12 protein-coding genes are annotated in these 15,102 nt (G+C 72.7%); 3 read left to right on the forward strand and 9 right to left on the reverse strand.

What is annotated here, in order from left to right; all coding sequences use genetic code 11:
* Positions 1-45 precede the first annotated feature (45 nt).
* Both trpS and IEZ10_RS12715 read right to left on the reverse strand, forming a co-directional pair.
* Positions 46-1,050 carry a tryptophan--tRNA ligase gene (gene trpS / locus IEZ10_RS12710; RefSeq protein ID WP_189246701.1) on the reverse strand — a complete coding sequence of 335 codons (1,005 nt, stop codon included), beginning with the start codon at positions 1,048-1,050 and terminating at the stop codon, positions 46-48.
* 14 nt (positions 1,051-1,064) lie between these two features.
* A complete protein-coding gene (locus IEZ10_RS12715; protein WP_189246702.1) occupies positions 1,065-2,432 on the reverse strand; it encodes a hemolysin family protein in 1,368 nt (455 codons plus the stop codon).
* Between the two features lie 122 nt (positions 2,433-2,554).
* On the opposite strand from IEZ10_RS12715, the gene galE reads away from it, so the two are divergent.
* Positions 2,555-3,514 carry a UDP-glucose 4-epimerase GalE gene (gene galE / locus IEZ10_RS12720; RefSeq protein WP_189246703.1) on the forward strand — a complete coding sequence of 320 codons (960 nt, stop codon included), beginning with the start codon at positions 2,555-2,557 and terminating at the stop codon, positions 3,512-3,514.
* 17 nt (positions 3,515-3,531) lie between these two features.
* Here the strand turns inward: galE and IEZ10_RS12725 are convergent, their stop codons facing one another.
* The 3 genes from IEZ10_RS12725 to IEZ10_RS12735 form a co-directional block, all read right to left on the reverse strand.
* Positions 3,532-4,374 carry a DUF11 domain-containing protein gene (locus IEZ10_RS12725; protein ID WP_189246704.1) on the reverse strand — a complete coding sequence of 281 codons (843 nt, stop codon included), beginning with the start codon at positions 4,372-4,374 and terminating at the stop codon, positions 3,532-3,534.
* Between the two features lie 199 nt (positions 4,375-4,573).
* Complete coding sequence (locus tag IEZ10_RS12730) at positions 4,574-5,551, reverse strand: malate dehydrogenase (protein ID WP_189246705.1); 978 nt, start codon at positions 5,549-5,551, stop codon at positions 4,574-4,576.
* 40 nt (positions 5,552-5,591) lie between these two features.
* Positions 5,592-7,115, reverse strand: a complete 1,524-nt coding sequence (locus tag IEZ10_RS12735; RefSeq protein ID WP_229811213.1) for an MDR family MFS transporter — start codon at positions 7,113-7,115, stop codon at positions 5,592-5,594.
* Between the two features lie 55 nt (positions 7,116-7,170).
* Here IEZ10_RS12735 and IEZ10_RS12740 point away from each other — a divergent pair, with 55 nt between their 5' ends.
* Entirely contained in the window at positions 7,171-7,710 is a 540-nt protein-coding gene (locus tag IEZ10_RS12740) for a PadR family transcriptional regulator (RefSeq protein ID WP_189246706.1), read from the forward strand.
* A 10-nt stretch (positions 7,711-7,720) separates the two neighbouring features.
* On the opposite strand, the gene IEZ10_RS12745 is transcribed toward IEZ10_RS12740, so the two are convergent.
* A complete protein-coding gene (locus IEZ10_RS12745) occupies positions 7,721-10,075 on the reverse strand; it encodes a serine/threonine-protein kinase (protein WP_189246707.1) in 2,355 nt (784 codons plus the stop codon).
* 312 nt (positions 10,076-10,387) lie between these two features.
* Here IEZ10_RS12745 and IEZ10_RS12750 point away from each other — a divergent pair, with 312 nt between their 5' ends.
* The gene (locus IEZ10_RS12750; RefSeq protein WP_189246708.1) at positions 10,388-11,929 is read left to right on the forward strand and encodes a sigma factor-like helix-turn-helix DNA-binding protein; all 1,542 of its coding nucleotides are present in this window, start codon (positions 10,388-10,390) and stop codon (positions 11,927-11,929) included.
* A 259-nt stretch (positions 11,930-12,188) separates the two neighbouring features.
* Here IEZ10_RS12750 and IEZ10_RS12755 read toward each other — a convergent pair whose 3' ends face one another.
* The 3 genes from IEZ10_RS12755 to IEZ10_RS12765 all read right to left on the reverse strand — a co-directional run bounded on the left by IEZ10_RS12755 (position 12,189) and on the right by IEZ10_RS12765 (position 15,009).
* Positions 12,189-13,406 carry an NADP-dependent isocitrate dehydrogenase gene (locus IEZ10_RS12755; protein ID WP_189246709.1) on the reverse strand — a complete coding sequence of 406 codons (1,218 nt, stop codon included), beginning with the start codon at positions 13,404-13,406 and terminating at the stop codon, positions 12,189-12,191.
* Positions 13,407-13,535: 129 nt separating this feature from the next.
* The gene (locus IEZ10_RS12760; RefSeq protein WP_189246710.1) at positions 13,536-13,820 is read right to left on the reverse strand and encodes a DUF3017 domain-containing protein; all 285 of its coding nucleotides are present in this window, start codon (positions 13,818-13,820) and stop codon (positions 13,536-13,538) included.
* A gap of 67 nt (positions 13,821-13,887) precedes the next feature.
* Positions 13,888-15,009 (reverse strand): citrate/2-methylcitrate synthase, encoded by a 1,122-nt coding sequence (locus IEZ10_RS12765; protein ID WP_189246711.1) that lies wholly within the window; start codon positions 15,007-15,009, stop codon positions 13,888-13,890.
* Positions 15,010-15,102 lie beyond the last annotated feature (93 nt).

The raw sequence follows: 15,102 nt of genomic DNA on the forward strand, positions 1-15,102 counted from the left end.
GTTCCCCCTCGTCCGGCGGCGGTCCGGGAGAGGGCGGGGAGGCGGTCAGAGAGAGGGCAGGAAGCCGACGCGGTCGCGGACCTTCGCCATCGTCTCGGCGGCCACGGCGCGGGCGCGCGCGGCGCCGGCCGCGAGCATCCGGTCGAGCTCGGTCTCGTCGGCGAGCAGCTTCTCGGTCCGCTCCCGGATCGGCGTGAAGGTCTCCATGACGGCCTCGGCGACGTCCTTCTTGAAGGCGCCGTAGCCCTGCCCGGCGTACCGGGCCTCCAGCTCGGGGATCGGCGTGCCGGTCAGCGCGGACTGGATCCGCAGCAGGTTGGTGACGCCGGGCTTGTTCTCCTCGTCGGCGACGACCTCCGAACCGGTGTCGGTGACCGCCCGCATGACCTTCTTGCGGAGCGTGGAGGGCTGCTCCAGCAGGTCGAGGATGCCTGTGGGCGAGGAGGAGGACTTGGACATCTTGGCCGTGGGGTCCTGGAGGTCCGTGATCTTCTCGACGCCCTTGACGATGTGCGCCGCGGGCATCGTGAACGTCTCGCCGAAGCGGTGGTTGAAGCGCTGCGCGAGGTCGCGGGTGAGCTCCAGGTGCTGCTTCTGGTCGGCCCCGACCGGGACCTGGTCGGCCTGGTAGAGCAGGATGTCGGCGGCCTGAAGGATCGGGTAGGTGAACAGGCCGACCCCGGCCGAGCTCTCGCCGTACCGGGCCGACTTGTCCTTGAACTGGGTCATCCGGGCGGCCTCGCCCATGCCGGTGAGGCAGATCAGCACCCAGGCCAGCTCGGTGTGCTCGCGGACGTGGCTCTGGACGAAGACGGTGGAGCGCTCGGGGTCCAGGCCGGCGGCGAAGAGCTGGGCGGCGGCGACGCGGGAGCGCCTGCGCAGGACCTCCGGCTGGTGCTCCACCGTGATCGCGTGCAGGTCGACGACGCAGTAGAAGGCGTCGTAGCCCTCCTGCATGGCGACGTACTGCCGCACCGCACCCAGGTAGTTGCCCAGGTGGAAGGAGTCGGCGGTGGGCTGGATACCGGACAGGACACGAGGACTGGCCATAGCATGCAATTCTGTCAGCTGTCGGGAGTGGTCGGTGCCTCCACCGCCCCCGCCGGCCCGGCCGCTCCCGCCGGTTCCGCCGCTCCCGCCGGTTCCCCCGGAGGGAGGCGGCGCTTGACGCGGACCCGCGAGACCCTGCGGCCGTCCATGCCGGTGACCGACAGCTCGAACCCGGGGATCTCCACCCGCTCCCCCATCGCCGGAAGGTGGCCCAGGGTCGCCATGACGAACCCGCCGAGGGTCTCGTAGGGGCCGTCCGGCAGGCGGATCCCGGTCTCGGCGGCCACCACGTCGAGGTTGGCCAGGCCGTCCAGCTCGACCTCCCCGGCCGGCAGCACGACCGGCTTGTACTCCACGTCGTGCTCGTCGCGGATGTCGCCGATGAGCTCCTCGACCAGGTCCTCCATCGTGACGATGCCGGCGGTCCCGCCGTACTCGTCGACCACGATGGCCAGGTGGTGGCCCTCGCGGCGCATCTCCGACAGGGTGGCCATCAGCCGCTTGGTGGTGGGCACCAGCTTGACCGGGCGGATCGGCACCAGCTCGCTGATCGGCTCGATCGACCCGGTCAGCACGGGGTCGAGCAGGTCGCGGATGTGGACGAACCCCACGACGTCGTCGTAGGAGTCGCGGTAGACGGGGAAGCGGGAGTGCGGCATCGCGGCGGCCAGGACGGCGGCCTCGGCCAGCCGGGTGTCGGCCGACATGAACTCCACCTCGGTGCGGGGCAGCATCACCTCGCGGAGCTGCCGCTTGCCGGCGGCGAAGACCTCCGCGATCAGGTGGCGCTCGTCCGCGGTGAGCTCCTGGTGGCCGACCACCATGTCGCGCAGCTCCTCGGTGGTGATCGCCTCCCGGTCCTCCTCGGGGTTGCCGCCGAGCAGTTTGACCACGCCGTCGGTGGACTTCGACAGCGCCCAGATGACCGGCCGCGACAACGCGGCCATGCGGTCCAGGAACGGCGCGACCAGCAGCGAGATGCCCTCGGCGCGCTGCAGGGCGAGCCGCTTGGGCGCGAGCTCGCCCAGCACCAGGGAGAAGTAGGAGATGGCGAGCGTGACCAGCACCAGGGACAGCGGGGCGGCGACGGTCGCGGGCACCCCCCAGCCGGTCACCGCCGGGACCAGGTCCCGGGCGAGGGTGTCGGCGCCGAACGCCGCCGACAGCATGGTCGCCACGGTCACGCCGATCTGCACGGCCGACAGGAAGCGGTTCGGGTCGCGGGCCAGCCGGGCCGCCCGCGCCCCCCTGCGCCCCCGGGAGTCGAGCCTGCGCACCTGGCTCTCCCGGAGGGAGACCATGGCCATCTCGGCGGCCGCGAAGAAGCCGCCGATCAGTATGAAGAGCAGCACCAGGGCGATGTTCGCCACGACGCCGTTCATGAGTACGTCTCCATCATGACCGTCGCCCGTTCCGACTGTGCCCGATATTTGATGTGACAGCATATGCTGGCACCAGGCGTACATAAATAAACAATTACAAACACCACCAAACAGGAGGGTCTGTGAAGCTGCTGGTCACCGGGGGGGCCGGATACATCGGAAGCGTCGTGGCGGCCCAGCTCGTCGAGGCGGGCCACCAGGTCACCGTTCTCGACGACCTCTCCACCGGGCACGCCGACGCGGTGCCGGCGGGCGCGCGCTTCGTCGAGGGCTCGATCACCGACGCGGCGGACGCGCTGGCGGGCATGGACGGCGTGCTGCACTTCGCGGCCAGGTCCCTGGTGGGCGAGTCGGTGCGCGAGCCCGCCCTCTACTGGAACCACAACCTCGGCGGCACCCTGGCCCTGCTGGACGCGATGCGCGCCGCCGGGGTCGGCCGGATCGTCTTCTCCTCCACCGCCGCCGTGTACGGCGAGCCCGAGCGCTCCCCGATCGAGGAGAGCGACCCGACCCGGCCCACGAACCCCTACGGTGCCTCCAAGCTCGCGGTGGACACCGCGCTGACCGCCTTCGCCGGGGTGTACGGCCTGGCCGCGGTCAGCCTGCGCTACTTCAACGTGGGCGGCGCCCACACCGCCCGCGACGGTCGCTCCTATCGCGAGCGGCACACCGTGGAGACCCACCTGATCCCTAACGTTCTCGCCGTCGCGCTCGGCGGGCGCGAGTCGGTCGACGTGTTCGGCACGGACTACCCCACCGCCGACGGGACATGCGTGCGCGACTACATCCACGTGGCCGACCTCGCGCGGGCGCACCTGCTGGCGCTGGACGCCTGCGCGCCGGGCGAGCACAAGGTCTACAACCTGGGCAGCGGCGCCGGCTTCTCGGTGCGGGAGGTCATCGAGGTCTGCCGCGACGTCACCGGCCACGCGATCCCGGCGGTCGTCCGCGAGCGCCGGCCCGGGGACCCCGCGGTGCTGGTCGCCTCCTCCGCGAAGATCCAGCGCGAGCTGGGGTGGAAGCCGGAGCGCACGACCCTTCCCGAGATCGTCGCCGACGCCTGGGCCGCCCTGCCCCGCTGACGACCCCGGCATGGGCCTCAGCGAAGGTCGATGCGGGCGATGTTGTTGCCGGGACGGCGGTCGCCCACGTGCGGGGAGTAGACCGTCGCCCTGGCCCGCGGCGCCCGCCCCGCGGCGCGCAGGGCGAGCCGCAGGCCCACCCGCTCACCCGAGCCGACCGCGCCCAGCCGGCAGCCGACGTGCCCCTCGGAGGGGTGGCAGCGCGCGCCCCGCACCGACAGCAGGCGGGCCGCGCCGGTGTCGAAGAAGACCGTGGCGTCGCGGACCGTCCGGGGCCCCCGGTTGCGGACCACCGCGCCCATGGTGACCCGCCGCCCGGCCCGCCGCTCGCCCGACAGCCGCACCGCGAGGTCGGCGCCCTCGTCCACCGGGGTGACCGCCCTGGCGACGTTGTCGGCCTCGTTGGCGTCCACGACCTCGGAGGAGAGCGTCGCGGTGGCCGTCAGCGGGCCGCCGGCGCCCGGGCGGACCAGGCCGCTGACGGTCACGCCGCCGGTCTCGCCGGCCAGGACGTCGCGCTGGGAGGGGCAGACCACCTCCCGGGCGGTGGCCCCGGGCCGGCACTCGGCCACGTCGACGCGCAGGACGTCCACCCCCCGGGGCAGGCGCACGGTCAGCAGGGGCAGCACCGCGTCCTCGGGGCCGTTGTTGCGCACCTCGGCCCGGTAGACCAGGATCTGGCCGGGCTGCGCCGGCTTGGGCGACGACACCAGCCGGACGGACATGTCCGCCCCGATCGTCTTCTTCTCCTGGCGGGACAACGACGGCGTCATTCCCCACGCCCCCAGCAGGGCAAGACTGATGAATCCCGCGACGACCCCCGCCGTACCACGCGCCATGACCACCGATCCCCCGAGCATCAATGATCATTTAACGCCGGTGTGCCGCCTTCCCGCGGGAATGACACGCCGCCGGGACGGATTTCGGCACGTCACGGGCCTGGTCCGGCACGGAACCGCCGTACCGTCGCGATCACGGGAAAAGCGAAAGGGGCCCCGGACGGCCGGGGCCCCTTTCACGGGCTTCGCCGGGCACGGCCCGGCGAGGTGGTCGCGCGGCTCAGATGAGGCCGAGCTTGCGGACGGCGTCGCGCTCCTCCTCCAGCTCGCGCACCGAGGCGTCGATGCGCTCGCGGGAGAAGGCGTCGATCTCCAGGCCCTGGATGATCTCCCACCGGCCGCCGCGCGAGGCGACGGGGAAGGAGGAGATGAGGCCCTCGGGCACGCCGTACGAGCCGTCGGAGACGATCGCGGCGGAGGTCCACTCGGTGCCGTTGACCCAGTCGTGGACGTGGTCGATCGCGGCGTTGGCGGCCGACGCGGCGGAGGAGGCGCCCCGGGCGTCGATGATCGCCGCGCCGCGCTTGGCGACGGTCGGGATGAACGTGTCACGCAGCCACGACTCGTCCACCTGCTCGGCGGCGATCTTGCCACCGATCTCGGTGTGGAAGAGGTCGGGGTACTGGGTGGCGGAGTGGTTGCCCCAGATGGTCATCTTCTTGATCTCGGTGACCGGGACCCCGAGCTTGGCGGCGAGCTGCGACAGCGCGCGGTTGTGGTCGAGGCGGGTCATCGCGGTGAAGCGCTCGGCCGGGACGTCCGGGGCGTGCTGCTGGGCGATGAGCGCGTTGGTGTTGGCGGGGTTGCCCACCACCAGCACGCGGATGTCGTCGGCGGCGTGGTCGTTGATGGCCTTGCCCTGCGGGCCGAAGATGCCGCCGTTGGCCTCCAGCAGGTCACCCCGCTCCATGCCCGCCTTGCGCGGCATGGCGCCGACCAGCAGCGCGACGTTGGCGCCGTCGAACGCGACGTTCGGGTCGTCGGCGATCTCGATGCCGCGCAGCAGCGGGAACGCGCAGTCGTCGAGCTCCATCGCGGTGCCCTCGGCCGCCTTGACCGCCTGCGGGACCTCCAGCAGGCTCAGCGTGACCGGGACGTCGGCGCCCAGCAGCTGGCCCGACGCGATGCGGAACAGCAGCGCGTAGCCGATCTGACCGGCGGCGCCGGTGACGGTGACCTTTACGGGAGTCTGGGCCATGACCTTCCCCCACTCGAGGATGAACTGTGACGCTCGGATGTTACCCGTCGAGTGTTCCCGGCCCTGAGGCGCCCATCCGGATACGCCCCCCGGGCAGCGCGGCCAGCGCGGCGAGCACCACGACCGACCCGCCGGCGGCCAGCCAGGGGATCACGCTCGCGGTGGCCGCTGCGTGCGCGGCGGCCATCCCGCGGATCGGCGCCTCCGCGGCGAACACGGCGGTGTAGAGGGTTCCGGCCAGGGCCAGCGCGACGGCGCCGCCGATCTGCCGGAAGAAGGTCAGGTTCGCGGTGGCGGTGCCGATGAAACGCGGCGGGACCGACATCTGGACCGCCACGGTCAGGCCCGACAGCATGGGCCCCATGCCCAGGCCCAGCAGGCCCATCCAGCAGGCCAGCGTCAGGGCGGAGGTGGCGGGCGTCAGCCCGCCGCAGAGCAGGGCGCCCAGGGCGATCAGGACGGCGCCCGCCAGCAGCCACGGCTTGTACCGGCGGGTCCTCGTCATCAGGGCGCCGGTGACCACGCTGCCGGCGACCATGCCGAGCATGAGCGGGTAGACCCGCACGCCCGACTCGGTGGCGCTGATCCCCAGGGCCTCCTGGAAGTACCGAGGCAGGAACACGACGGCGGCGTAGAGGCAGAACGCGGTGGCGAACGAGGCGGCGTTGGCCAGCGTGTAGGTCCGCACCCGGAACAGCGCCAGGGGGACGATCGGCTGCGCCGCGCGGCGCTCGACGAGGACGAACACGACCAGGAGCAGGGCGGACGCGACGATCGGCCACAGCACGGGCCCGCTGGTCCAGGTGTGGCCGTCCGCGCCCTTCTCGGTGAGGCCGACCAGCAGCGCGCCGATCGCCGCGCTGAACACCGCGATGCCCAGGTAGTCCGGGCGGACGCCGCGCCCCTGCCCGGCGACCCGGGGCAGCCTGGCGACGATGATCGCGGCGACGCCCAGGCCGACGGGGAGGTTGACCAGGAAGGCCCAGCGCCAGCCGGTGTGGTCGGTGAACAGCCCGCCGAGGAACGGCCCGGCGACGTAGCTCAGCGCCATGACCCCGCCCAGCGCGCCCTGCACCCGGCCGCTCTTCTCCGGCGGGAACAGGTCGGCGACCAGGGCCAGGGAGAGCGGGAGCAGCGCCCCGGCGCCGAGTCCCTGCAGCCCCCGGAAGGCGATGAGCTGGCCCATGTCCTGGGCGAGGCCGCACAGGACGGAGCCGAGCAGGAACAGCCCGATGCCGGTCAGCAGCAGCGGCTTGCGGCCGTAGGTGTCGGAGAGCCCGCCGTACAGCGGGACGGTGATCGTGGCGGTCAGCAGGTAGGCCGTGACGACCCAGGTGTACAGGTCGCCGCCGCCGAGGTCCTGGACGATCCGGGGCAGCGCGGTGCCGACGATCGTCTGGTCCAGCATCGCGAGGAACATGCCGCCGAGCACGGCGACCAGCAACAGGCCGTTCCCGGAGCGGTCCGGGGCGGAGGAGGCCGGAGGGGCCGTCGCGGCGGGGGCCGAGGGATCCGAAGAAGGAGAGGGGGCCTGGGACGGGGGCGAGGATATGTCAGAAGCCACACGTCGATGGTGACGTGTCAGTTTTTACATGTCAATTCTTAAGTACGATGAGGGCATGTCACTCCGGATCGCCCTCCTCGGCCTGCTGACCACCTCCGGCCCTTCGAGCGGCTACGACCTGGCGAAGCGGTTCGAGAGCTCGATCAACCACGCCTGGCAGGCCCGGCACAGCCAGATCTATCCGGAGCTGAACAAGATGGCGGCCGACGGGCTCGTCACGGTGGAGGAGGAGGGCCCCCGGGGCCGCAAGACCTACACGATCGCCGCCGAGGGCCGCCGGGAGCTGCGCGAATGGCTCCTGGAGGGGACTCCGTCGCGGTCGATCCGCAGCGAGGGCGCGCTGCGGGCGTTCCTGCTGCCCACGCTGGAGCCGCACGAGGCCGCCGCGCGGCTCCGCGCCGAGGCGGAGGTCTACACCGCCCGGCTGGCCGAACTGGAGGCGCTCAAGGCGGCGAAGGCGTCGTGGAAACGGCCCGGTTTCGGGGAGCACGCCCTGGAGCTGGGCATCCGCCAGACCCGGGTGGTGCGCGACTGGGCCGAGGAGACCGCGGCGGAGATCGAACGCGCCGCCGGGGACCCGCCCGGCGGGGAGTGACGAGCGGGGATCAGCGGCAGGCGGCCATGGCGGGGATGCGGCGCTCCCGGGTGGGGAACCTCACCCGTGAGAGGTGCCGGTCGAGCAGCTTGCCGATCGCGCCGTTGCCGTACAGGTCGGCCACCACTCCCCGTACGGCCTCGCAGGTGCGCACGTCGCCCCTGCGCATGGCCACGGCGTAGCGCTCGTCGGTGAGCCGCAGGCCGAGCACCCGGTAGCGGACGCTCTCCCGGGCGGCGAACCCGGCCAGCACCAGGTCGTCGCCCGCGATCCCGTCGACCTTTCCGGTGGCGAGCATGTTCACGCACTCGGTGTAGTTCTGGGCGGGGACGACCGTGAGCCGGCCCGCCTCCTTGCGCACCCGCTCGGCCGCGGCGCCGTCGGGACCGCACAGCCGCCCGCCCTCCAGGCCGGCCGCGGAGGTGACCGGGGAGGAGTCCTTGACCAGCACGTCCGTGTGGGCGACGTAGTAGGGCCCGGCGAACGTGACGTCGTCGCCCGGAGTGATCGGATAGGTCGAGATGACGAGGTCGAGGTCGCCGGAGGCCAGCAGGGCCGGCCGCTCCTGCCGGCTCGTGGCCCGGAACTCGATGTTCCCCCGGGGCACCCCCAGCGCCCTGGCGATCTCGACGGCGAGGTCCACCTCGAAACCGCTCCACCCGCCGCCGCTGTTCAGCGCGATGCCCGGCAGGTAGTCGCGCAGCCCCACGGAGAGCCTGCGGGTCCGGGCCGCCTTGTCGGCCACCGAGGCGAACTTCGTCGGCGACGGGGACGACGAGGGTACGGGCCCGGTCCGGAAGGCGGCCCAGGGACGCCAGCCGGCGGCGGTGGCGGCGACCGCGCCCCCGCCCAGCAGGACGACCAGGGCGAGGACGGCGATGACGGCCCGGCGCCGCCCGGACGGCCGCCCGGACCCGCCGGAGCCCGGAACCGGGACTCCGACGCCGACACCGACACCGACACCGGCTCCGGCTCCGGCTCCGGCTCCGGAGTCCGAACCGGGAGCGGGAACGACGGCGGGACCGGGGCCGGGCATGGGAGGCGGGCCCGTGGCGGAGCCGGACGGGACGGTGGCCCGCCGGCCCTGCGGCGCGGCGGGCGGCATGGGCGTGGCTCCGCGGGGCGCGGCTCCCCGGGGCGCGGCGGGCGGCACGGGCGTGACACCCGGGGTGGGCAGCCGCATGGGCCTGGTGGACTCGTCGGCGCCGGAGCCGGCGTCCGACCCGGGAGCCGTTCCCGGCCCGGAGGCCGTCGTCGGCCCCGGCGCCGTACCCGCTCCGGAGGCCGTACCCGGCCCTGACACCGGCCCCGTACCCGGCCCGGGCACCGCGCCCGGCTCGGAGGCCGGGCCGTACGCCGGGATGGGACCGGAACCGGGGGCCGGGCCGCCCGCCGTACCCGGACCGGGGGCCGCGCCCTCGGGCGAGCCGGACGCCGGGCCGCCGTCCGCACCCGTGGCGGGGGACGGGCCGGTCCCCGTGGCCGGGAGGGGGCCGGAGACCGGGTCGGCGGCCCGCACGCCGCTGCTGAGCAGGGCCGGGGAGACGTTCCCTGACTCCGGGCGGCCGAGCAGGCGCAGCAGGATCTGGTCGGCCGAGGGCCGCTCGGACGGAGCCTTGGCCAGCGCCGAGCGGACCACCCCGCGCAGCGGCTCCGGCATGGCGGTGACGTCCACCTCGTGGTTCAGGATGCGGTTGAGCACCATGGCGAGCGACTTCCCGGCGAAGGCCGTCTCGCCGGTCGCGGCGAACGCGATCGTCGCCCCCCAGGAGAAGACGTCGCTGTGCGGGCCGACGTCGTCGCCGGAGATCTGCTCGGGCGCCATGTAGGCCGGGGTGCCGATGGCGCGGCTGGTGATCGTGCCGGTGGAGTCGAGGATGCGGGCGATGCCGAAGTCGACCACGCGCGGCCCGTCGGCGGCCAGCAGCACGTTGTCCGGCTTGAAGTCGCGGTGCACGATCGACGCGTGGTGGATCGCGGTGAGCGCGGTGGCCGTGCCGACCGCCAGCCGCTGCAGCGCGGTGCCGCGCAGCGGGCCGTCGCTCTCCACGGTCTCCCTCAGCGACCTGCCCTCGATGTACTCGCTCGCGATGTAGGGGGTGTCGCCCTCGACGTCGACCTCGATCACGGCGGCCGTGCAGAACGAGGAGACCCGCCGCGCGGCGCGCGCCTCCCGGGCGAACCGGGACCGCGCGATCGCGTCGCCGGAGAACTTCACGTGCAGGAGCTTGATCGCCGCCCGCTCCCCCGACTCGCTCTCGCCGAGGTAGACGATCCCCTGGCCGCCCTCGCCGACGCGGCCGACGACACGGAACCGACCGAGCCGTCGAGGCTCCCAGGCCTCCAGTGGCGCGATCTCCGGCATGCCGTCCCCATGATTTCGTGAATGCCCGACCAGCTGAACTTTACGGTGTCCCGGGCCTCCCCCGAAGTGACCCAGGATTCCCCGCCCTTCCCGGCGCGGACCCCGCCGTCCCTTCCCCGCGCGGACCCCGGGACCGGGAGACGGACGGCCACGCCGTCATGGCCCGTCGCCCCTTCCCCGGGCGGGCCCCGGACGGGGGTGTGGGCATGACCACTCGTCCGTTGATCGCCATATCGCCCCGAGATGGCGCGGAAACCGCTTAGATCGCTACCGTTGACCGTCCCCTCAGGCAAGGCCGGAGCAGAAAACCCCATGCGCCGATATATCGGTTATCGTGACTTCGTCGAGCGTGACCAGCGTTCCCTGGTCGGCACGGCACTTCTCCTGACCGGCAGTCACGACCAGGCCATCCGCCTGACCCTGTGGTCCTTCCACACCGTGGGCCTCACCTGGCCGCCCACGCCATGGGAGAACCCCACCACGCACGCCCAGGTCACCCTGTACCGCCGGTTCCTCCGCAAGCCGAGCGCGGCGGGCAACACCGCCCTGGTACGGCTCCCGCCCCGGCAGCGCGTCCTGGTCGTCGCCTGCCTGCACGACGGCCGGTCCCGCGCCGAGATGGCGGACCTCCTCGGCCTGCCCGTGGAGACCGTGGAGAAGGAGCTCGACGACGCGGTGGACACCCTGACCAAGGGTGACGTGGCGCGTCTCACCAAGCGGCTGGCCACGCAGGCGGGCGAGGCGTCGGTGCCCGACCTCACCACGCGGGCCCTGCGCGCCCTGCGGCGCCGCCGCAGCCGGGGCACCCTCCTGGCGATGGCCGCGGTCCTGGTGCCGATCGGCATGATCGCCGCCTTCGTCCTGCTGCCGCCGGGGATGGCGTGGACCTCGTCGCTGCGCGGGCACTCCGCCCCGAAGGCCGGGGAGAGCGCGGCGGCCACGCCCACCCCGCGCACCATGCGGGCGGCCCCCACGCCCGCGCCGGAGCCGTGGAAGCCGCCGCGCACCCCCCTCGCGATCCGCTACGCCGTCCCCGCGAAGTGCCCGGGCGGCGCCGTGCCGGCGGGCGGCGCGGGTGATGTCACCTGCGCCGGCTGGACGCTGGAGCTGTCCGACGCGGGCCGCTCGGAACTCGCGTCCGCCACGTGCGGGCGGCCCGGCCACTGCGAGTCCACGCTGCGCGTCGGGGACGCGGCGCAGGAGCTGGCGGGCGGCGGCGAGAAGGGCCTGCGGGTGGAGCCGGCCGTCAGCCCGGACGGCCACCGCGTGGCCTATCTCAGCGCCGCCGAGCGCAGGTACGTCGCCCACGACCTGCGGACCGGGGTCAAGCGGTACCTGTCCCCGGTGCTGGCGCCCTCCGACGTCGCGGCGGGCACCCGGGTGAGCGTCTCGGCGGACGGCCGCCGGTTCATCGTGGAGCTGGGCGGGCGGCGGCTGCGGACCGACTTCGCGACCGGGAGGTCCACGTCCCTGCCGGACGGGCGGCGGGCGGCCACCGTCCAGGCGGCCGGGTGGCTCCGGCAGAACTACCGCGTCTGGTGCGACTCCCCCAACGGCCGGCACTCGGCGGCGGTGAAGGCCGCCGGGGAGCGGGCGGGCGCCGGGGACCTGCACATCATCGACGCCGGGTCGCGGCAGGTGGTCAGGCGTCTGCCGCTGCCCGCCGCGAAGCGGCCGGCCGAGCCCGAGGTCGTCGGCTGGCTGGGCACCCGGGAGGTCGTCGTCAGGCTGAAGGAGAAGGACGGCGGCCGGACGGCCTTCTACCGGGTGGACGCCGTCACCGGCCGGACCCGGCCGGTGGAGGGCCTCCCCGACGGGGAACCCATCGTGTTCGGCGCCCTGACGGCCTCCTGACGGCCTCCTGGGCGTTCCCCGGGCGCCCTTTCCGGGCATCCGCCGTCCGGGAGCCGACCGGGGCTCTGGAAGGCCACGGGGACCGGAACCGCCGGGGGTTCGGGTCCGGAACTCCGGAAGGCCCGGGACGGGACTCCGGGCCGGGGACGCAGAAGGGCCGCCCCGCGGGGGGCGGCCCTCTCCGTGGTTCCGCGCCCCTCCGCATCCGGGAAGGGCGCTGGACGGATCCCGACGGACCCTGACGGATCCCGACGCGTCCTTAAACGGCCATCTTCTTCTTGAGGTTCTCGTCCAGGGCCGCCAGGAAGTCCTGGGTGGTCAGCCACTGGGCGTCGCCGCCGACGAGGAGGGCGAGGTCCTTGGTCATCTGGCCGCCCTCGACGGTCTCGATGCAGACCTGCTCCAGCTTCTCGGCGAACTCGATGACCGCGGGGGTGTTGTCGAGCTTGCCGCGGTGGGCCAGACCCCGGGTCCACGCGAAGATCGAGGCGATCGGGTTCGTGGAGGTGGGCTTGCCCTGCTGGTGCTGGCGGTAGTGGCGGGTCACGGTGCCGTGGGCCGCCTCGGCCTCGACGGTACGGCCGTCGGGGGTCATCAGCACCGACGTCATCAGGCCCAGCGAGCCGAAGCCCTGCGCGACGGTGTCGGACTGGACGTCGCCGTCGTAGTTCTTGCAGGCCCAGACGTAGCCGCCCTCCCACTTGAGCGCCGACGCGACCATGTCGTCGATCAGGCGGTGCTCGTAGGTCAGGCCGGCGGCCTCGAAGTCGGCCTTGAACTCGGTCTCGAAGACCTCGGCGAAGATGTCCTTGAAGCGGCCGTCGTAGGCCTTCATGATGGTGTTCTTCGTCGACAGGTAGACCGGGTAGTTGCGGGACAGGCCGTACCGCATGGAGGCGCGGGCGAAGTCGCGGATCGACTCGTCCAGGTTGTACATCGCCATCGCGACGCCGGGGCCGGGGAAGTCGTACACGTCCAGCTCGATCGGCTCCGAGCCGTCCTTCGGCGTGAAGGTGAGGGTCAGCGTGCCCTCGCCCGGGACCTTCAGGTCGGTGGCGCGGTACTGGTCGCCGAACGCGTGACGGCCGACGACGATCGGCTTGGTCCAGCCGGGGACGAGCCTCGGCACGTTGGACATGATGATGGGCTCGCGGAAGATGACTCCGCCGAGGATGTTGCGGATGGTCCCGTTCGGGGACTTCCACATCTTCTTCAGGCCGAACTCCTCGACCCGGGCCTCGTCCGGCGTGATGGTGGCGCACTTGACGCCGACGCCGTACTGCTTGATCGCGTTCGCCGCGTCGATCGTCACCTGGTCGTCGGTGGCGTCGCGGTGCTCGATCCCGAGGTCGTAGTACTTCAGGTCGACGTCGAGGTAGGGAAGGATCAGCTGGTCCTTGATGAACTGCCAGATGATCCGGGTCATCTCGTCGCCGTCAAGCTCGACGACCGGACCCTCTACCTTGATCTTGGGCATGCGTGTGGTTCCCCTTCTGAACTGATCACGGGCCAGAAGTCCTTTTGAGGCTCACTGGCCGTTGAGGCTATCGGACGGGCGGGAACGCCCCGCGTTCCGCCCATCGCTCGGGCACCGCCGCTTCCGCGCTCATCGCGAGGTGAGCTCCGTCCAGGCGAGCGCCACGGCGCCGCCCATCAGGGCGACGCCGAAGACGGCGAGGGTGAGGGTGTCGGTCGCCCTGCGGCGCACGGCCAGGAGGCCGCCGCCACCCGAGAGCCGGACGAGGGCGGCCAGCACCATGATCACGCCGAGGGCGAACCCGCCCCATCGGGGGTCGCCGACCACGGCCGTGGACGCCACGGCCAGGACTGCGCCCAGCAGGACGATCGGGTAGGCCCCCCACCGCTCCTGCCGCGGTCTGCTTCGGCTCATCGCTCGCCCCCGTGGCCGCCGCCCTGTCCGGGGGCGGCCGGTTCGTTCGTCGTCACGTGCGTCCGGCTCATCGCTCGCCTATCGGCTTCCACTTCTGGTCGCGCTCGCCGACGTACTCGCTGTCGGGGCGGATGAGACGGTTGTCGGAGTGCTGCTCGATGACGTGCGCCGTCCATCCCGACATGCGGCTGACCGAGAAGACCGGGGTGAACAGGTCGGTCGGTATGCCAAGGTAGTGGTAGACGGTGGCGGCGTAGAAATCGACGTTGGGATAGAGGCCCTTCGTCTCGAAGACGACCTCCTCCATCTCCTTCGACATGCGGTGGAGGGTGTCGTCGCCGGACGCCTCCGCCAGCTCCCGCGACATCCGGCGCAGGTGCGTGGCGCGGGGGTCCTCGGTCTTGTAGACCCGGTGCCCGAAGCCCATGATCTTCTCGCCCGCGGCGAGCCTCTCCCGTACGGCCCGCGCGACCCCGGACGGGTCGACGGCCTGGAGGGTGCGCATGACCTGCTCGTTGGCGCCGCCGTGCAGCGGGCCCTTGAGGGTGCCGATGGCCGCCACGATGGCGGAGTGCATGTCCGACAGGGTCGCGGCGCAGACGCGGGCGGCGAACGTCGAGGCGTTCATCGTGTGGTCGGCGTGCAGCACCAGGCAGGTGTCGAAGATCTCCACCGCGCGCCGGTCGGGGACGCGGCCGGTGATCTGCAGCAGGAAGTTGGCCGCGATCCCCAGCTCGGGGTCGGGCTCGGGGAGGTCGGCGCCCGTCCTTTCGGCGTGGTAGCGGGCCACCAGCACCGGCTGCTGCGCGGTCAGCCGGGCCGCCTTGCGCAGGTTGGCCTCGGGGGCGTTGGAGTCCTTGTCGGGGTCGTCGCCGCCGGCCAGCGAGACCAGCGTGCGCAGCGCCTCCATTGGCGACTGGCGCCCGGCGACCCGCGGGAGGCACGACTCGGCGAGTTCGCCCAGGCTCCGGCTCCCGGCGAGCTCCGCACCGTAGGCCGCGAGCTCCCCGGCGTTCGGGAGCCTGCCGTACTGCAGCAGATGGGCGGTCTCTTCGAAGGTGGTGCGGCCGGCCAGGTCGTGGATGTCGTAGCCACGGTAGAAGAGGCGACCGGCCTGACCGTCGATGTCACTGATCGCCGTGGAGGCGGCCACGACATCGGCGAGGCCTTTGGTGGGCTTGTCCGCCATAAGTGTTTCCTCCGCTTATCTTGTACGGAGTCTACCTGTGAGCAGGGGAAACCCTCTCAGGAGGGCAAGACGAATTCCAAAGCCGATTCTCCT

The sequence above is a fragment of the Streptosporangium pseudovulgare genome, assembly GCF_014648055.1.
GTDB classification, from domain to species: domain Bacteria; phylum Actinomycetota; class Actinomycetes; order Streptosporangiales; family Streptosporangiaceae; genus Streptosporangium; species Streptosporangium pseudovulgare.